This window comes from Desulfuromonas sp. KJ2020 (genome assembly GCF_024197615.1).
In the GTDB taxonomy this organism is placed as follows: domain Bacteria; phylum Desulfobacterota; class Desulfuromonadia; order Desulfuromonadales; family SZUA-540; genus SZUA-540.
The window spans coordinates 878,284-896,236 of sequence record NZ_JAKUKE010000001.1; the positions used below are offsets into that span (position 1 = coordinate 878,284).

Sequence of the window (17,953 nt, forward strand, 5' to 3'; positions counted from 1 at the left end):
ATAGGGTCAACCGTTGTAGAGACGGGATTCACGACAGCCTTCAATCCCTGCTCCGCACGGTTGCGGGGATGCGGCTCGTCTTTTTCGGAGCAGCATGAGTGTCATCGTTCTGATCCCCGCCGCCGGCCTGGGGCGCCGTATGGGAGCCGCTGTCAACAAGCAGTACCTCCGTCTGGCGGGACGACCCATTCTGGCTCATACCCTCGCCTGTTTCGACCATCATCCCCTCGTTGATGCGATTTATGTCATCTCTCCCCCAGCGGAGATCTCCTTCTGCCAGAAGGAGGTGGTGCGCCGGTACGGTTTCGCCAAGGTGCGGGAGATCGTGGCAGGCGGCGCCGAGCGCCAGGATTCCGTGCGTCATGGCTTGCTGGCCTGCGGTGCGAACCCCGACGACATCATTCTGATTCATGACGGGGTGCGTCCCTTCTTCCCTGCCCATCGTCTGGCGGATCTCGTCGAGAGCGCCAAGCGTACTGGCGCCTGCCTGGCGGGGGTGCCAGTCAAAGATACCATTAAGGAAGTACGGCAAGGGATGGTGTCTGGCACCCCGGATCGCAGTTGCCTCTGGCAGGCGCAGACCCCCCAGGCCTTCCGTTTCGAGATTATCGCCAAGGCCCACCAGCAGGCGCTGGCGGATGGTTTTCTCGGCACGGATGACGCCAGTCTGGTGGAGCGACTGGGACTGCCCGTAGCCATGGTCGAGGGCGACTACCGCAACATCAAGATCACAACGCCGGAAGATCTGGTGGCCGCCGAGGCCATCTGGCGGGCCGGCCAGGAGGATTCCCCATGCTGAGAGTCGGTCATGGCTACGATGTCCACGGTCTGGTACCGGATCGGAAACTCATTCTTGGTGGCGTTGAGATTCCCTATGAACTCGGCCTGCTGGGCCACTCCGATGCGGACGTCCTCCTGCACGCCATCTGTGACGCGATCCTGGGGGCCTTGGCTCTCGGGGATATCGGCCGGCACTTTCCCGATACCGATCCGGCTTATCGGGGCATCTCCAGCCTGGTCCTGCTCAGACATGTCATGACACTGGCAGAAGAGAAGGGCTACGCCATCGGCAATATCGATGCGACCGTCATCGCTCAACGCCCCAAACTGGCCCCTTATATCGGGGAGATGGTCCGCCATATTGCCGAAGCCTGCACCACGGAGAGCACCAGAGTCAATGTGAAGGCGACCACGACGGAAAAACTGGGATTCGAGGGGCGGGGTGAGGGCATTTCGACCCACGCCGTTGTCCTCCTGCAGAAGATCAGGGACTAAAAGCACGGCTATTTGATGGCCTGAAGGGCCTTTTTTACAGAACACAGGGAAGGATTCCTTATGAGCACGCCAGACGCTGCACCGGTATCTCACTTTATCCGTAACATCATCAGTGCCGACCTCAAGGAACAGAGAGTGGTGGGGCCGGTGGTGACGCGATTTCCGCCGGAGCCCAATGGTTACCTGCACATCGGCCATGCCAAGTCCATCTGTCTGAATTTCGGCCTGGCGGCCGATTTCGGCGGGCGCTGCCATCTGCGTCTGGACGACACCAATCCGGAAAAGGAGAGCGTCGAGTATGTCGAGGCCATTAAGGATGCCGTGCGCTGGCTGGGTTTCGACTGGGGAGAGCACCTCTACTACGCCTCGGATTATTACGAGCAGCTCTACGATTTTGCCTGCCAGCTCATTGCGGCTGGCAAGGCCTATGTCGACAGCCTCAAGCCGGACGAGGTACGCGCCATGCGCGGCACCCTGACCGAGCCGGGGCAGGAGAGCCCCTACCGCAGCCGTACCGTCGAGGAGAATCTGGACCTCTTTCGCCGCATGCGGGCCGGCGAGTTCCCGGACGGCGCCCATACGCTGCGTGCCAAGATCGATATGACCTCGCCCAACATGAATCTGCGCGATCCGGTCATGTACCGCATCCAGCGGGCGAGCCATTACCGTACGGGCAATCAGTGGTGCATCTACCCGATGTACGACTTCGCCCACCCCTTGTCGGACGCCATTGAAGGGGTGACCCATTCCATCTGCACGCTGGAGTTCGAAGATCATCGACCCCTCTACGACTGGTTTATCGATAATCTGAGCCTGCCCAGCCGCCCCCGTCAGTATGAGTTTGCCCGTCTCAACCTTGAATACACCGTGATGAGCAAACGCAAGCTGCTGGAGCTGGTGCAGAAGAAGGACGTAGCGGGTTGGGATGACCCCCGCATGCCGACCATTGCCGGCCTGCGCCGACGCGGCTTCACCCCCACGGCTATCCGCACCTTCTGTGACCGGATCGGCGTCGGCAAGAGCGACAGCTGGATCGACATGAGCGTCCTCGAGGATTGCCTGCGCGAAGACCTCAATGAAACGGCGCCCCGGGTTATGGGCGTACTTCGCCCCCTCAAGCTGGTCATCGAGAATTACCCGGAAGACCAGGTGGAGGAATTCGAAGCAGCCAATCATCCCCAGCGCCCCGAAATGGGCAGCCGCCTCGTGCCCTTCTGCCGGGAAGTCTATATCGACCGCGAGGACTTCATGGAAGATCCGCCCAAAAAGTTTTTCCGGCTGGCGCCGGGGCAGGAGGTCCGCCTGCGCTATGGCTACATCATCAAATGCGAGCGCGTCATCAAGGACGAGCAGACGGGCGAGGTAGTTGAAGTGCGCTGCAGCTACGATCCCCAGACTCGGGGGGCGGCCCCGGCCGACGGCCGCAAGGTCAAGGGAACGATCCACTGGGTGTCGGCCCGGCATGCGGTCGAGGCCGAGGTGCGGCTTTACGACCGTCTCTTCAGCCAGGCCAACCCGTCCGGGGACAAGGACGGCACCGACTACCGGAGCCACCTCAATTCCGACTCCCTGGAAGTTCTGGTGAAATGCCCGGTCGAGCCTTCGCTGGCCCAGGCTGCGACCGGGCAGGTCTTCCAGTTTGAGCGCCAGGGCTATTTCTGTGTCGATGCACGGGATTCAGCGGCCGGAGCCCTGGTTTTCAATCGGGCGGCCACCCTCAGGGATTCCTGGGCCAAGGCGGGCAACTGACCCTCCCCAAGGGTCCGTTGATCCGAAACCCTTGGTCAAATGGGGTTTCCATGACGGGTATCCTGTGCTATTAAGGTGAGACCGTCGGCCCCGCGCTGGCGGCTCTCAATTCAAGGCCAGACAAGGAGAATCTTTTTTCATGACCTTGCGCGTTTTCAATACCCTCAGCGGCAACAAGGAAGAATTCGTACCGCTGCAGCCCGGTAAGGTGGGCATGTACGTCTGTGGCGTCACGGTCTACGACTACTGCCACATCGGCCATGCCCGGGCCAATATCGTCTTTGACATCGTCTACCGTTATCTGCGTTTTGCCGGTTACGACGTCACCTACGTGCGCAATTACACCGACGTCGACGACAAGATTATCAAGCGGGCCAATGAGCGGGGGATTTCCAGCAAGGAGCTCTCCGAAGAATTCATCCGGGCTTTTGACGAGGATATGGCCGCTCTGGGCCTGGAACAGCCGACCCACCAGCCCAAGGCGACCGAGTTCATTCCCCAGATCCAGGCCATTGTGCAGAGACTGATCGATAAAGGGATGGCCTACGAAGCGGAGGGGGACGTCTATTACGCCGTCGATAAATTTCCCGACTATCTCAAACTGAGCAAGCGCAACATGGACGAGATGCGGGCCGGCGCCCGTATCGCGCCCGGGGAACGCAAGCGCAACCCCATGGATTTTGCCCTGTGGAAGGCCGCCAAGCCGGGGGAGCCCGCCTGGGAGTCGCCCTGGGGACCGGGACGGCCGGGCTGGCACATCGAGTGCTCGGCCATGTCGGTGGAATTTCTCGGGGAGTCCTTCGATATTCATGGCGGCGGCAAAGATCTGGTCTTTCCCCACCATGAAAACGAAATAGCCCAGAGTGAAGGTGCTTTTGAGCAGCCCTTTGTCAAATACTGGCTGCACAACGGCTTCGTCAACGTGAACCAGGAGAAGATGAGCAAGTCCCTGGGCAATTTCTTTACCATCCGCGACATCCTGAAAAAATACGATCCCGAAGTGGTGCGCTTCTTCATCCTGTCGGCCCACTACCGTTCTCCCATCGATTTCTCTGACCAGAACCTGGAGGACGCCAAGGCCGGGCTGACCCGCTTTTACGAATCCCTCAAAGCGGCCCACGATATCCTCGAGAAGACGCCGATTCCCAGCCAGGTTCCCTGTGAAGTGGTCAAGGACGAGGAACGGGAGGTCTATGACCGCATCGAAGCCCTGGAAGACCGCTTCTGCGAGGCCATGGACGATGACTTCAACACCGCTCTGGCCATTGGCCATCTCTTCGAAGCGGTTCGCGGCATGAATCGCATCATGGGCGAAAAGCGTTTCGACGAATGCCCGCTGTCCCTGCTGGTTCTTAAAGACGGTCTGACCAAGGTCGAGAAGCTGGGGGGTGTCCTGGGACTCTTCCGTTCCGCACCGGCCGTCTGGCTGGCTAAAACCCAGGAAGAAGGTCTCGCCGACAGTGGCCTGAGTCCGGCCGTGATCGAAAACCTGATCGAGGAACGCAAGCAGGCCCGAAAAAACCGGGATTTCGCCCGGGCCGACGCCATCCGCGACGAGCTGGCCGCCAAGGGTGTTCTTTTGCTGGACTCGCCCGAGGGGACGACCTGGAAACTCAAGTAGTGGACGATGGATAAACAGCGGCAAAAAGGCAAGACTGGGGGCGAATGAGCCCCCTTTTGCGTTTGGGACGCCCGCCGGCGAAAGGGTGCAGCCATGGCACGGTTCGAACTGAAATCCGACTATCAGCCCCGCGGCGATCAGCCGCGCGCCATCAAGGAACTGGTGGAAGGAGTCCAACGCCAGGATCCCCATCAGGTCCTGCTGGGCGTGACGGGTTCCGGCAAGACCTTCACCATGGCCAACGTGGTCGCCGAAGTGCAGCGGCCCACACTGGTGCTGGCCCACAACAAGACGCTGGCCGCCCAGCTTTACGGGGAGTTCAAGGAGCTTTTCCCCAACAACGCCGTGGAGTATTTCGTCTCCTACTACGATTACTACCAGCCCGAAGCCTACGTTCCCTCCACCGACACCTTCATCGAGAAGGATTCCTCCATCAACGAAGAGATCGACAAGCTGCGCCACAGTGCCACGCGCAGCCTGCTCAGCCGGCGGGACGTCCTCATCGTGGCCTCCGTTTCCTGCATCTACGGTCTCGGTTCGCCAGAGGCCTATTACGGCATGCTGGTCGGGCTGGAAGAAGGGATGGAACTTCCCCGCGACGAATTGCTGCGCAAGCTGGTGGAGATCCAGTACAGCCGCAACGATGTCGACTTTCATCGCGGCACCTTCCGGGTGCGGGGGGACACCGTCGAGATCTTTCCGGCCTACGAAGAAGACCGGGCCCTGCGCGTCACCTATTTCGGCGATGAGATCGAATCGATCAGCGAGGTCGATCCCCTGCGTGGCCGGATCATCGACCGCCTGCCGAAGACGGCCATCTTCCCCGCCAGTCACTACGTGGCCACCAAACCGACCCTCGACCGCGCCATCGTCGAAATTCAGGACGAGCTTCGGGAACGCATCCAGTATTTCCGCGCCAACAACATGCTGCTGGAAGCGCAGCGCATCGAACAGCGCACCCTCTTCGATATCGAGATGATGGAAGAGATGGGCTACTGTCAGGGAATCGAAAACTATTCCCGCTTTCTCGATGGTCGCCAGCCCGGTAAGCCGCCGGCCACCCTCTTCGACTACTTCCCCGAAGATGCCCTGCTCTTCATCGACGAGAGCCATGCCACCGTGTCCCAGATCGGGGCCATGTACCGCGGCGACCGCTCGCGCAAGGAAACCCTCGTCAACTTCGGTTTCCGCCTGCCCTCGGCGCTTGACAACCGGCCGCTGACCTTCGAGGAGTTTGAGGCCAAGGGGATACAGACGGTGTACGTTTCGGCCACTCCCGCCGACTATGAACTCCAGAAGGCGCAAGGCGTGGTGGTGGAACAGATCGTGCGCCCGACGGGACTCGTCGATCCCCCCATCGAGGTGCGTCCGGCCGGTGAGCAGGTCGACGACCTCATTCACGAAATCCGGGCGACGGCAGCGGCCGGTGAGCGGGTGCTGGTGACGACCCTGACCAAGCGCATGGCCGAAGATCTCACCGCCTATCTTGAAGAGCTCCAGATCAAGGTGCGCTACCTCCATTCGGACATCCACACGGTGGAGCGCATGGAGATCATCCGTGATCTGCGCCAGGGGGTTTTCGATGTCCTTATCGGCATCAACCTGCTGCGGGAGGGGCTCGATATTCCGGAGGTCTCCCTGGTGGCCATTCTCGACGCCGACAAGGAGGGTTTCCTGCGCAGCGAGCGCTCGCTGATTCAGACCTGCGGGCGGGCGGCCCGCAACGTCAACGGCCACGTCATCATGTATGGCGACCGCATCACCCGCTCCATGCAGGCCTGCATCGACGAGACCCAACGCCGCCGCACCGCCCAGCTGGCCTACAACGAGGCCCATGGCATTACCCCGGAGACGGTCAAGAAGTCGCTGCGCACCATTCTGGAGGATATTGCCGAAAAGGATTATGTCGAGGTACCCCTGGCCGCGGAGGCGCCGGACAAATATCGCAGCGCCAAAGAGATCGAAAAGGAAATCAAGGAGCTGCGTCAGCAGATGCTGCAGGCGGCCGCCGAACTTGAATTTGAAAAGGCGGCCGAATACCGGGATCGCCTGCTGGCCTTGGAAAAGTATGATCTGGGGTTGAAGTAGAAAGCGTGCCGCCGAGCGCAATGGCCTCGAAGCAAGCCGGGGAAAACCTGTTAAGCTGTTAGGACGAATGGACAAACCCGCATGTGATGGAGGTTAACGATGAGCAAGCCGGGCATGGAAGAAAAACGCTCCCTGGAGGTGGCCGAAGCGGCCCGGGAGACGGAATGGCAGTTGCCAAGCTTTGTCGGCGAGATGTTCATGGGGCGGTTTCGTCCCGACCTGATTCATCCCTATCCGGAACAGGATCCGGAAGACCGGCGGGCCGGCGACCGCATACTGGAGAAGTTGAAACTGTTTCTGGCGGCGGAAGTTGACGCCGATCGCATCGACCGGGAGAAGGAGATCCCGCCGGAGGTGATTGACGGGCTGCGGGATATGGGCTTGTTCGGCATCAAACTGCCGACCGAATACGGCGGGCTCGGTCTGTCCCAGGTCAACTACAACCGTATCGTGCAGCTGGTGGCCAGCCACTGCGCCTCGACGGCGGTGCTGCTGTCGGCGCACCAGAGCATCGGGGTACCGCAACCGCTGAAGATGTTCGGCACCGATGAGCAGAAAGAAAAATATTTGCCACGCCTGGCCAAGGGGGAGATCAGCGCTTTTGCCCTGACCGAGCCCGGAGTCGGTTCCGATCCCTCCAAAATGACCACCACCGCGGTTCCCACCGCCGATGGCGAAGCCTACCTCATCAACGGGCATAAGCTGTGGATCAGTAATGGGCCGGTAGCGGACCTGCTCATCGTCATGGCCCGCACCAACGATCCGGCGGACGAGCGGCCGGAGATTACGGCTTTCGTGGTCGAAGGACAGTCGGACGGGCTGACCACCGAACACCGCTGCGATTTCATGGGTCTGAAGGGGATTCAGAACGGTCTGCTGCGTTTTGAGAATGTGCGGGTGCCGAAGGAAAATATCGTTCTTGGCCTCGGCAAGGGTCTGAAGCTGGCGCTGCAGACGCTGAACACCGGCCGGCTCACCCTGCCGGCGGCCTGCGGCGGGGCCATGAAACAGGCCCTGGCCATGGCCACGGAATGGGCTAACGAACGCAGGCAGTGGGGGGCTCCCGTGGGGCACCATGAGGCGGTGGCCGCCAAGCTGGCGACCATGGCGGGCGAGATCTTTGCCGTGGAAAGCCTGGCCTGGCTGACCTCGGCCATGGCCGACCGGGGGGAGATGGATATCCGCCTCGAAGCGGCCCTGGCCAAGCTCTATTGCAGCGAGGCCCTGTGGCGTACGGTGGATGCGGGGGTACAGATCCGCGGCGGCCGGGGGTACGAGACCGCTGAATCGCTGCAGGGAAGGGGCGAGGCGCCCATGCCCATGGAGCGCTTGCTGCGCGATGCCCGCATCAACCTCATCATCGAGGGGACGAGTGAAATCATGCGTCTGTTCATTGCCCGCGAGGCCCTGGATCCGCACATGCGCGTCGCGGGTGCCTCGGCAACCTCGTCCAAAATCGACGTGATGGGGGCCGGCAAGTTCTATGCACGCTGGTATCCCATGCTTTGGCTGCCGCGCTTCAAGGGCCCTGAGGGCTTTGAATTGCGGGGTTCCCTGGCCTCGCATCTGCGTTTTGCCGAGAGAGCCAGCCGCCGTCTGGCCAGGGATCTTTTCCACATGATGATGGTTCATCGGCAGGGTTTGCAGAAAAAGCAGATGATCCTCGGCCGCCTGGTCGATACGGGAGCCGAGCTGTTCGCCATGAGCGCGGTGCTGTCCCGCTGTGCCTCCCCGGGCTGTCCCGCCGGGGCCGAGGAGCTGGCCGATCTCTTCTGTCGCCAGGCCAGAAGGCGGATCAAGAGATTCCATCAGGAGGTCTATTGCAACGACGACACCCGTACCTACCGGGTGGCCCGCCAGGTGCTCAAAGGCTCTTTTCCCTGGCTGGAGGGCAACATCGTCAGCACCTGGAAGCAAAAGGCACCTAAGGACGAATGACTCGGGACGGGTCGGAGGGAGCCGGGCACGAAGTGCGTTCCCTCCCGACCTGTCGCCACAGAGCTGGATCAGGTGGGGAGGGGGCGTCTTTCCGCCAGGAAGACCCAGCCCTTGGCGATGCGGTAGATGAGCCAGATGGCGGCCCCCGTCAGAATGAAGTAGCCGATAACGACGATGAAGGTCAGTGCCCCCAGAAAAAGCCAGAGCAGGGTGAACCAGAAGGTGCGTATCTGCCAGCGGAAGTGGCTTTCCAGCCAGGTGCCGGCGACGTCCTCCTTTTTGATGTAGTTGACGATGACTGCGGCAAACAGAGAAATACCGAGGAAGAAGCTGGCGGCCTGCAGGGCGTAGACGGCATGGGTCATCTTCACCAGTGGGTCCAGGTTCCGGCCGGTTTCCGGTTCGATCTCCAACACGGGCGCTTCCGTCTGTTCGTTCATGCTTTCCTCCCTTTGATACCGTTTTATCTGCCGAGATTAAACCGCGGCCCGGCAAGATGCAAGGCCGCTGGAATCTCCTGTTGAAATCTCCCTGGCGGTTCGGTAAGATGCGCTATTTCAGCTTGTGTGAAAGGGCGTTACAAATCAATGGGTTATAAAAACCTTCGAGAGTGTGTCCGCGACCTGGAAGCCCGGGGAGAACTTGTTCGCATCGAATGCGAGATCGATCCGAACCTGGAGGCGGCCGCCATCCAGAGAAGGGTCTATCAGGCGGGGGGACCGGCCCTTTATTTTGCCCGCGTCAAGGGCAGCCGCTTTCCCATGGTCGGCAATCTCTTCGGCACCCTGGAGCGGACCCGCACGATCTTTCGGGATACTCTCGACACCCTGGCTTGCCTGGCCGCTCTCAAGATCAACCCGGCCTCCTTTCTGAAAAACCCCCTCAAATATGCCGGTGTGCCCCGCGGGGCTCTGCATTTGCTGCCCAAGCGGGTGAAGTCTGGCCCCATCCTGGCCGGGCGCACCAGCCTGAGTCAGCTCCCCCAGCTCAAGTCCTGGCCCGATGACGGCGGCGCTTTCATCACCCTGCCGCAGGTCTATTCGGAGAGCATCCGCAACCCCGGTTGGCGCCAGAGCAATCTGGGGATGTACCGGGTGCAGATATCCGGCGGGCATTACCGTCCCGAGGCGGAGGTGGGTCTTCACTACCAGATCCACCGGGGCATCGGGGTGCATCATGCCGAAGCCCTGGAACAGGGGGTGCCCTTTCGCGTCAATATCTTTGTGGGCGGGCCGCCGAGTCTTACGGTGGCGGCAGTCATGCCCCTGCCGGAGGGAATGCCCGAGCTCTCTTTTGCCGGAGTCCTGGGTGGGCACCGAATTTCGCTGGTGACACCACCGGGACAACTGCCCATGCCGGCCGAGGCGGATTTCGTCATCACCGGCACCGTCGATCCGCAGCGTACCCTGCCGGAAGGGCCCTTTGGCGACCACCTGGGCTATTACAGCCTTGCCCATGATTTTCCCGTGGTGCAGGTGGACCAGGTCTACCATCGTCACGGCGCCATCTGGCCCTTTACCAGCGTCGGGCGACCGCCGCAGGAAGATACGAGTTTTGGCGCTTTTATCCACGAACTGACAGGCGACCTCATCCCCACCGTGCTGCCGGGGGTGCATGCGGTGCACGCCGTCGACGCGGCCGGGGTACACCCGCTGCTGCTGGCTATCGGCAGCGAGCGTTATGTCCCCTATGCTCGGCAGCGGCGCCCCCAGGAACTGCTGACCATCGCCAATGCCATTCTCGGTCAGGGCCAGCTGTCTTTGGCCAAATATCTTCTGCTGACCGCCCGGGAGGATCAGCCCGATCTGGATGTGCACGATGTCCCCGGGTTTTTCCGTCACATTCTTGAGCGGGTCGACTGGCGCTGCGATCTGCACTTTCAGACCTGCACGACGGTGGATACCCTCGATTACTCCGGCAGCGCCCTCAACGCCGGCTCCAAAGTAGTGATCGCCGCCGCCGGGGAGGCGCGCCGCCGTCTGACCACCGACCTTCCCGCGGAACTGAGTCTGCCGGCCGGCTTCTCAAATCCCCGGGTGGCCATGCCCGGGGTGCTGCTGGTACAGGGGCCGTCCTGTTCGCGCCCAAGGCACACCACCGACCCGAGGATGGAGGCGTTCTGCCTTTCCTACGCACCGGAGAGCGCCATCAATCGCTTCCCGCTGATCGTGGTGGTCGATGACAGTACTTTTGTCGCTTCCAGCCTGAACAACTTTCTGTGGACCGCCTTTACCCGCTCCGATCCGGCCCTGGATCTTTACGGCATCGGCGCCTCAATTACCGGTAAGCATTGGGGGTGTGCGGGGGCGCTGGTCATGGACGCCCGCAGCAAACCCCATCATGCCCCCCCTCTCATGGATGACCCCGCCGTGGAAAAGCGGGTGGATGCCCTCGGCACTCCGGGCGGCCCTCTGCACGGGATCATCTGATTTTCGCCCTCTTCGGAAAGGACAACCATGTCCCTCAAATTTCTCGGACGTTACAAGGATTTCGGCTTGCTGCTGCTGCGCGTCGGCATCGGCGTCATGTTTCTCTTGCATGGGGCGCCCAAGCTCCTGGGCGGTCCGGATAAGTGGACCAGTCTGGGCAGCGCCATGCAGTATCTCGGGATCCACGCTTTTCCCATGTTCTGGGGTTTTTCAGCCGCCGTTACCGAATTTTTCGGCGGCGTTTTCCTCATTCTGGGGCTCTTTTTCCGGCCGGCCTGTTTTTTTCTGGCCGTGACCATGGCCGTGGCGGCCAGCATGCACGTCGGGCGGGGCGAGGGACTTATGGCGGCTTCCCATGCCATTGAAAACGGAATCTTTTTTCTTGGGCTGATCTTTATCGGACCGGGACGCTACAGTGTGGACAGGGGCTGAAGGGCCTCGGGGAAAGGACATATGAAGAAGCACGGTTTTGGTCTGATCCAGGCCATCGGGGAAACGCCCCTGGTGGAATTGACCCAGCTACAGCAGAATCCTCGGGTGCGACTTTTCGCCAAACTGGAGGGCAACAATCCTGGCGGCTCGGTGAAAGACCGCCCCGCTGCCTATATGATCCGCAAGGCCGAGGAAGCCGGGGCTCTTGACGCCGGCAAGGTGATTCTGGAGCCGACCTCCGGCAACACTGGCATCGCTCTGGCCATGATCGGCGCCTCCAAAGGATATCGGGTAAAGCTGGTGATGCCCGCCTGCGTGAGCCTGGAGCGACGGGCCATTCTGGAAGCTTACGGCGCCGAAGTCGTTCTCTCGCCGGCTGACGAGGCCACCGATGGGGCCATCCGGCTCGCCCACCGGATTCTGGAAGAAGAACCGGACCTCTATTATATGCCCAACCAGTATGGCAATCCGAACAACCCCCTGGCGCACTACGAGACGACGGGGCCGGAGATCTGGCGGCAGACGGGAGGGCGTCTTGACGCCTTCGTTGCCGGCATGGGTACCTCGGGCACCCTCATGGGGGTCGGCCGCTACCTGAAGGAGCAGAATACTAACATTCAGATTGTCGGGGTCGAGCCGCGTCTGGGGCACAAGGTGCAGGGCCTCAAAAACATGCAGGAAGCAATCGTCCCGGCCATCTACCATCGGGAGCAACTGGATGTGAAGTTGACCGTGGAGGACGAGGATGCCTTCGCTACGGCCCGGCACCTGGCCATGGACGAGGGAATTTTCGCCGGCATGTCGAGTGGGGCCGCCGTGGCGGGGGCCCTGCGCTTCGCCGAGACCCTGCAGGAGGGCATTGTCGTCACTCTCTTGCCTGACCGGGGCGACCGCTACCTGAGCACCACCCTCTTTCGTTCCGTCTGTGCCAACTGCCCGCCCTGATTTTTCCTCGCCTTACATCGTCGGCCAGAGCTTTTCAAGCTGGCTGGAAAAGCGGCTCACCGAGATCTTTCGGGAGCCGTTTTTATTTTTACGGCGGGGCAAAGGCCGAGTTGACAGGCACCAAACATCCGTTAGATTGAAAGGGTATGCCAACTCAACAGGAGGTGACGTCATGAAGCGAACCATAGCCATGGTGGTGGCCGGGGGAATCTGGCTGCTCCTAGCGGGCCTGCCGGTTCTGGCGGCTGAATTGCCCCTGGGCTTGCCGCCCGTGCCGATTCCTGAGGACAACCCCCGGACCTCGGAAAAAATTGCCTTGGGCCAGCAACTCTACGAGGACAAACGGTTCAGTGCCGACGGCACCGTGGCCTGTGCCAACTGCCATCTGCTGGAAAAAGCTTTCGTCGATGGTCTCCCGGTTTCTGAAGGGATTGGTCAGCAGAAAGGTACCCGAAACGCCCCCACGGTGATCAATGCGGTGTATTACAACGAACAGTTCTGGGACGGCCGTCGGCCCACCTTGGAGGAGCAGGCCAAAGATCCCTTCGTCAACCCGGTGGAACATGGTCTGGAAACCCACGACCCCATAGTGGAGATTGTACAGACCGATCCCGACTATGTGGCGCAATTCGAAAAGGTGTTCGGGCTGAAGGCGGCTGAGATCACCATCGATCACGTAGTCAAGGCCATCGCGAGCTTTGAGCGCACCATCATTTCGGGAAATTCGCCGTTTGATCGTTACCAGTACGGGGGAGACCAAACGGCCATGTCCGAGGCAGCCATTCGAGGGCTGAATATCTATCTCGACAAAGGGCGCTGCCAGAGTTGCCATACCATCGGTGAACAAGATGCCCTGTTCACCAACAACGATTACCATAATCTGGGCGTGGGGCTCGCCAAGATTGAACCACGCCTGAGGGAGATCGTCACCGCCTTTCGAAAAGCTCAGGCTGCCGGCGAAAATGTCGATGAAAAAGTGCTTACGGACGCCGACGTCTCGGAGCTGGGTCGCTTTGCCATCACCTTGCGTCCTGCGGATATCGGCAAGTTCAAGACGCCGGGGTTGCGCAATATCGCGGTGACCGCACCCTATATGCACGACGGCAGCCTCAACACTCTCGAAGAAGTGATCGACCTATACGACCGGGGCGGCGAGGCCAATCCCATGCTTGATGGCGGCATCCGGGTTCTTAACCTGACCGACCAGGAAAAGTCCGACCTTGTCGAGTTTCTGAAGCATCTGACCAGTCCGGAGTATGCTCATCTGGCAAACCAAAAGTGATCAAGGAGGCATCATGAGCACGAAGGTCAATCGAAGAATTTTTCTGAAGCAGTTGGGGGTGGCCGCGGCCATGACGGCAGTGCCCTTGAATCTGGTCGAAGTCGCCTGGGGCAAGGAGGAGGGAGAGAATTTCACCTTCGCCTACATTTCTGATCCTCATATTACCCACATCGGTGGCAGCAAGTTTGTGAACAATTTCGACAAGGGCCTTGAAAAAGCCATCGCCGAAGTCAACTTCATGTGGCCGCAGCCCGATTTCGTCGTCTTTGGCGGCGACCTGGCCCAGTTGGGCAAAAAGGAAGAGCTCGACCATGGCCTGGAAATGATGTCCAAGCTCTCAGTTCCGGTCAAATACGTCATCGGCGAACATGACTATTATCTCGACCTGGGACAGTACTGGGAAGAAAAGATCAGCAAGCTTTACTACAGCTTCGATCACAAGGGCGTGCACTTTGTCGTGCTTAACAGCATCCTCACCGATGATGACTGGACCCACAAGCGCTGGCCGACGGCCATGGAACGCATGCTGCAGATGGCCCGACTCGATAATCCCAACGGGTCGCCCTTCATGGTCAAGGAAGCGCAGCGCCAATGGCTTAAACAGGATCTCGCCAACGTGAATAAAAACACCCCCGTCGTGGTGATGTCCCATTCCCCGCTCTACAAGGTGTACAAGGGGTGGAACTTCTGGACGGAGGATGCCGAAGAGGTGCAGGCCCTTTTGAAGCCTTTCAAAAAGGTGACCGTTCTGCATGGGCATGTCCATCAGATCATGTACAACCAGATCGGCAATATTTCTTTCCACGCCATGATGTCCACCGGTTGGCCCTGGCCCTATCCCGTCAGTTACAGCCAGGCGGCAAACATGGTGCCCAAGATGACCGTATTCATGAACCGAGCCGATCCCTTCCATGAGCGGGATGCTACCGGCTGGTCGGCTATCAACCTCGAAAACGGACGGGTTGTCAACAACCTGGAACTCTGGCAGAACACCCCCCGTTCGGTTCGCTTTGACGACAAGGCCAAGCATCCGGTCGACAGCCAGTATCAGGATCCGTCGAACCGAATCCCGCCTCAGATTCATTATTGATTTAAAGACAAAGGAGGATCACCCATGGGAAAATCTCTGCTCCGTGGTGCTCTGGTCTTGGCGATGGTCTTCATGATGATGCCGGCAGCCATGGCTGATGAGTTCACTAAAGAAGATCTGGCCAAATGGGAAAAAGATTTTATGGCCGTTGTCGAGGAAGGGGACAAGCTTTTTCATAGCGCTTTGGGGAGTAATGCCGTTTCCTGTGACATGTGCCATCCCAACGCGACCAATACCCACCCCGAAACCTATCCAAAAGTTCAAAAGCAGCTGGGCAAGGTAGCCTCGCTAAGGGACATGATCAACTGGTGTATCAAAAATCCCCTCGAAGGTGAGGGGATGGAGCTGGCAGCCGATGACCCCAAAATGATCGCCCTGGAGGCGTATATTCATTACGAGCGCCGGGGTGTTCCCCTGGCTCCCGGTAAGCACTGATTCCTCCTGGAGAGGGGCAACTCGCTGGAGCTGCCCCTCTCTGAGAAACCGGCTTCACTCTCTTGCTGAGCGACCCGCCCATTCTGCTCTTTTCTTTTGCTGGTTCACGCCAAACCCCATAGTTCCTCTGAATTTTTCCAAAAATATCTGTTATTCTGAAAAAACCTGTTGAAAAATTTGCGATGAAGTGCGGAGACACCATGCTAAAAAAGCTCCTGTCTATTCTAATGCTGCTTATTTGTGTTCTACCGTCACAGGCGGAAGATTCCCCTCCTAAAGAGGATTCCACTGTCGTTTACCCCGGAGTGGCCGAGGTTGTTCCCTCTTTAGCCAGACTTCAGACACAGACAGCCAGTGCCCTTACGAAAACGCGTGAACTTGAAAATCTGACCGACACGAAGACTCAGATTGAGCAGCTTCGCGTCAGGCAGGAGGACCTCAGCCGTTGGATCAAAGAACAGGGCGATCCCACCGGTTGGAATTACGATCGACTGGCCGAGACAGTGTCCAAATTGACGGCACAGGAAGCCGAACTGGACAGGATAATGTCCGCCCTCATCGATAAAGTAGTGGAATTGGAGAAATTAAAAGAAGCATGGAAGGATCGTCAACTTTATTGGCGTAATTGGCAGGATTCACTGACTCCTTCGGAAACCAAAGTGGCGACGGAATCATTCAATAACGCCTCGGATCTCACGGTGGAAGTTCTTCAGGCCATTGAAAAGGCTATGCCAAGCCTGGTCGATCTGCAAAAACAGGTGACCGCCCTGCAAACGGCCAGCCTGGAAATGAGAACAGAAATCGAGTCCTACATGAAGGATTTTCGGCGGCAAATCTTCAGCAAAACAGGGCCCCCTTTTTATTCCCGCCAGTTTTATGAGGCCTTTAATGCCGACCTGTTTGATGCTGTGGTTGCTGGTGTGCACTCCGTAAAGGGGCAAGCCTCTGGTTTTTGGCAGCGGCAAGGCTGGGTTGCCCTCTTTCAGGCCATGCTGGCGCTGGGGTTGGCTGGCTTTATCAAGAGGTATAGGCGCTTGGCCGAGGTTACCCAGGAGTGGCACTTTATTCTTGACCACCCCTGGGCGACAGGAGTGTTCGTCGCTATCGTTTCCCTCGGATTTCTTTACACTGAGGTTCCGGGGCCTTACCGCCTGGGACTTTGGGCCTTGGCCGCCTTTTCCGCGGCGGTTCTAACGGCAGGCCTGCTTAAAAACCCCCGAAAAATTGCCATGGTTTACGCCGTGGCGATCCTTTCTGTCCTCTCAGTTGCCTTGCAGTTGATCGCCTTGCCCTCGCCGCTCTACCGGCTTTACCTGGCCACGATCGCCATGGTTGGCATTCCCTTCCTGCTGTTTATGGCCAAAGGCAATCAGAAGGTTCACAGCGGCCGGGTCAATGGCTTTACCTTGCTGCTTCGTCTGGGGGCGGGTGTCCTGCTGGTTTCTCTCGTCGCCCAGATTGGCGGGTTTAGTAATCTGGCTTCCCGTTTGATAGAGTCCAGCGTTGAGACTATTTTTCTCTATATTTTTACGACCATGAGCATTCGGCTGGGTCATGGTGGAGTCGATTTTCTCTTCAGTCGGCCCGCCTTCAGGACAAAACTTTTTTTCATCCAATTTGGCGTCGAGCTTCAAAACCGCCTCAAAGGGCTGGTAAGGGTCGCCTTCCTGGTCTTTGCCATCCTCTATTTGAGTCAGATTTGGGGCCTCTATGCGTCTGCCGGGCAGGCCGTGAATCAGATTCTGGGCTACAGTTTTACCCTCGGCGAAATCACGATTTCCGTCGAGATGATTTTGCTGGTGGCTTTCACTGTTTATGTCTCTATCGTAGTTTCCTGGTTTTTAAAAGCTGTACTTGAGGCGGAAATTTTCCCCAGAAAGCACTACGATCGAGGGGTACGGGATGCAATCAAAAAGTTGCTCCACTATTCCCTGGTTCTGCTTGGCTTTCTGTTGGCCCTTAGCATTGCGGGCATTGAACTGAAGAACCTGGCCGTTGTTCTTGGCGCCTTTGGTATCGGCATCGGTTTCGGATTACAGAATATTGTCAATAATTTCGTCAGTGGCCTGATCCTGCTTTTTGAGCGACCGGTCAAGGTGGGTGACACTCTTGTTGTCGATGACGAGTGGGGGCTGGTCAAAAAGATCGGGTTACGCTCGACCATTGTGGAGACCTATAACCGGGCCGAAATCATCGTTCCGAACTCGGACCTGATCTCCCAGAAGGTAACCAACTGGAGTCTCTCGACGCGGGTGGCGCGGGTGGTTCTCCCCGTGGGGGTAGCGTATGGAAGCCATGTTGAGAAAGTACTGAGCATTCTTGGGGAGGCGGCCAAGGCAAACCCGGATGTCCTGAGTGATCCTGAACCATCCCCCATTTTTACAGGATTCGGTGACAGCTCGCTTGACTTCGAACTCAGGGTCTGGGTCGAAGATGTCGGCCAGATGTTGGCGGTGAAAAGCTGGCTGGGCCAATATGTGGACAAACGTTTTCGAGAGGAAGGGGTGGAGATCCCCTTTCCGCAGAGAGATCTTCATGTACGATCCATCGACTCGCTGGTGCTGTCCAGCTTGAGAGAGAATACACCGAGCCGTCAGGACGAAAAAAAACCGCAAGAAACTCCTGCCTCCGGGCAGGAGTCCTTGCGGGAGTGAGTTCAAAAACCTTTC

14 protein-coding genes are annotated in these 17,953 nt (G+C 58.9%); 13 read left to right on the forward strand and 1 reads right to left on the reverse strand.

The genetic code is table 11. The annotated features are described in order from the left end of the window. The first annotated feature begins 94 nt into the window (after positions 1–94). The 6 genes from ispD (at position 95) to MJO47_RS04020 (ending at position 8,671) form a co-directional block, all read left to right on the forward strand. Complete coding sequence (gene ispD, locus MJO47_RS03995; protein ID WP_253959826.1) at positions 95–799, forward strand: 2-C-methyl-D-erythritol 4-phosphate cytidylyltransferase; 705 nt, start codon at positions 95–97, stop codon at positions 797–799. Further along, on the forward strand, positions 796–1,275 hold the full coding sequence (gene ispF / locus MJO47_RS04000; RefSeq protein WP_253960537.1) for a 2-C-methyl-D-erythritol 2,4-cyclodiphosphate synthase: 480 nt from the start codon (positions 796–798) through the stop codon (positions 1,273–1,275). Before ispD ends, ispF begins: the two co-directional genes overlap by 4 nt. A 60-nt stretch (positions 1,276–1,335) precedes the next feature. Further along, on the forward strand, positions 1,336–3,024 hold the full coding sequence (locus MJO47_RS04005) for a glutamine--tRNA ligase/YqeY domain fusion protein (protein WP_253959827.1): 1,689 nt from the start codon (positions 1,336–1,338) through the stop codon (positions 3,022–3,024). A gap of 139 nt (positions 3,025–3,163) precedes the next feature. Next, positions 3,164–4,645 carry a cysteine--tRNA ligase gene (gene cysS, locus MJO47_RS04010; protein ID WP_253959828.1) on the forward strand — a complete coding sequence of 494 codons (1,482 nt, stop codon included), beginning with the start codon at positions 3,164–3,166 and terminating at the stop codon, positions 4,643–4,645. Positions 4,646–4,738: 93 nt separating this feature from the next. Then, positions 4,739–6,733, forward strand: coding sequence for an excinuclease ABC subunit UvrB (uvrB, locus tag MJO47_RS04015; RefSeq protein ID WP_253959829.1), 1,995 nt, complete (start codon positions 4,739–4,741; stop codon positions 6,731–6,733). A 99-nt stretch (positions 6,734–6,832) separates the two neighbouring features. Continuing rightward, the gene (locus MJO47_RS04020; protein ID WP_253959830.1) at positions 6,833–8,671 is read left to right on the forward strand and encodes an acyl-CoA dehydrogenase family protein; all 1,839 of its coding nucleotides are present in this window, start codon (positions 6,833–6,835) and stop codon (positions 8,669–8,671) included. A gap of 68 nt (positions 8,672–8,739) precedes the next feature. Here MJO47_RS04020 and MJO47_RS04025 read toward each other — a convergent pair whose 3' ends face one another. Further along, on the reverse strand, positions 8,740–9,111 hold the full coding sequence (locus MJO47_RS04025; RefSeq protein ID WP_253959831.1) for a hypothetical protein: 372 nt from the start codon (positions 9,109–9,111) through the stop codon (positions 8,740–8,742). A gap of 147 nt (positions 9,112–9,258) precedes the next feature. On the opposite strand from MJO47_RS04025, the gene MJO47_RS04030 reads away from it, so the two are divergent. The 7 genes from MJO47_RS04030 (at position 9,259) to MJO47_RS04060 (ending at position 17,938) form a co-directional block, all read left to right on the forward strand. Continuing rightward, a complete protein-coding gene (locus MJO47_RS04030) occupies positions 9,259–11,100 on the forward strand; it encodes a UbiD family decarboxylase (RefSeq protein WP_253959832.1) in 1,842 nt (613 codons plus the stop codon). 27 nt (positions 11,101–11,127) lie between these two features. After that, positions 11,128–11,532 (forward strand): DoxX family protein, encoded by a 405-nt coding sequence (locus MJO47_RS04035; protein ID WP_253959833.1) that lies wholly within the window; start codon positions 11,128–11,130, stop codon positions 11,530–11,532. A 21-nt stretch (positions 11,533–11,553) separates the two neighbouring features. Beyond that, entirely contained in the window at positions 11,554–12,477 is a 924-nt protein-coding gene (locus tag MJO47_RS04040; protein ID WP_253959834.1) for a PLP-dependent cysteine synthase family protein, read from the forward strand. Between the two features lie 172 nt (positions 12,478–12,649). Next, positions 12,650–13,759, forward strand: coding sequence for a cytochrome-c peroxidase (locus MJO47_RS04045; protein WP_253959835.1), 1,110 nt, complete (start codon positions 12,650–12,652; stop codon positions 13,757–13,759). 13 nt (positions 13,760–13,772) lie between these two features. Next, complete coding sequence (locus tag MJO47_RS04050) at positions 13,773–14,849, forward strand: metallophosphoesterase (RefSeq protein ID WP_253959836.1); 1,077 nt, start codon at positions 13,773–13,775, stop codon at positions 14,847–14,849. Positions 14,850–14,873: 24 nt separating this feature from the next. Continuing rightward, a complete protein-coding gene (locus tag MJO47_RS04055) occupies positions 14,874–15,284 on the forward strand; it encodes a hypothetical protein (RefSeq protein ID WP_253959837.1) in 411 nt (136 codons plus the stop codon). Between the two features lie 200 nt (positions 15,285–15,484). Continuing rightward, positions 15,485–17,938, forward strand: a complete 2,454-nt coding sequence (locus tag MJO47_RS04060; RefSeq protein WP_253959838.1) for a mechanosensitive ion channel domain-containing protein — start codon at positions 15,485–15,487, stop codon at positions 17,936–17,938. The last annotated feature ends 15 nt before the right edge of the window (positions 17,939–17,953 follow it).

Excerpts from the sequence above, each read along its gene's own strand:
- ispD (WP_253959826.1), top strand. The coding sequence starts at position 95 with ATGAGTGTCATCGTTCTGATCCCCGCCGCCGGCCTGGGGCGCCGTATG.
- MJO47_RS04005 (WP_253959827.1), top strand. The coding sequence starts at position 1,336 with ATGAGCACGCCAGACGCTGCACCGGTATCTCACTTTATCCGTAACATC.
- cysS (WP_253959828.1), top strand. The coding sequence starts at position 3,164 with ATGACCTTGCGCGTTTTCAATACCCTCAGCGGCAACAAGGAAGAATTC.
- uvrB (WP_253959829.1), top strand. The coding sequence starts at position 4,739 with ATGGCACGGTTCGAACTGAAATCCGACTATCAGCCCCGCGGCGATCAG.
- MJO47_RS04020 (WP_253959830.1), top strand. The coding sequence starts at position 6,833 with ATGAGCAAGCCGGGCATGGAAGAAAAACGCTCCCTGGAGGTGGCCGAA.
- MJO47_RS04025 (WP_253959831.1), bottom strand. The coding sequence starts at position 9,111 with ATGAACGAACAGACGGAAGCGCCCGTGTTGGAGATCGAACCGGAAACC.
- MJO47_RS04030 (WP_253959832.1), top strand. The coding sequence starts at position 9,259 with ATGGGTTATAAAAACCTTCGAGAGTGTGTCCGCGACCTGGAAGCCCGG.
- MJO47_RS04035 (WP_253959833.1), top strand. The coding sequence starts at position 11,128 with ATGTCCCTCAAATTTCTCGGACGTTACAAGGATTTCGGCTTGCTGCTG.
- MJO47_RS04040 (WP_253959834.1), top strand. The coding sequence starts at position 11,554 with ATGAAGAAGCACGGTTTTGGTCTGATCCAGGCCATCGGGGAAACGCCC.
- MJO47_RS04045 (WP_253959835.1), top strand. The coding sequence starts at position 12,650 with ATGAAGCGAACCATAGCCATGGTGGTGGCCGGGGGAATCTGGCTGCTC.
- MJO47_RS04050 (WP_253959836.1), top strand. The coding sequence starts at position 13,773 with ATGAGCACGAAGGTCAATCGAAGAATTTTTCTGAAGCAGTTGGGGGTG.
- MJO47_RS04055 (WP_253959837.1), top strand. The coding sequence starts at position 14,874 with ATGGGAAAATCTCTGCTCCGTGGTGCTCTGGTCTTGGCGATGGTCTTC.
- MJO47_RS04060 (WP_253959838.1), top strand. The coding sequence starts at position 15,485 with ATGCTAAAAAAGCTCCTGTCTATTCTAATGCTGCTTATTTGTGTTCTA.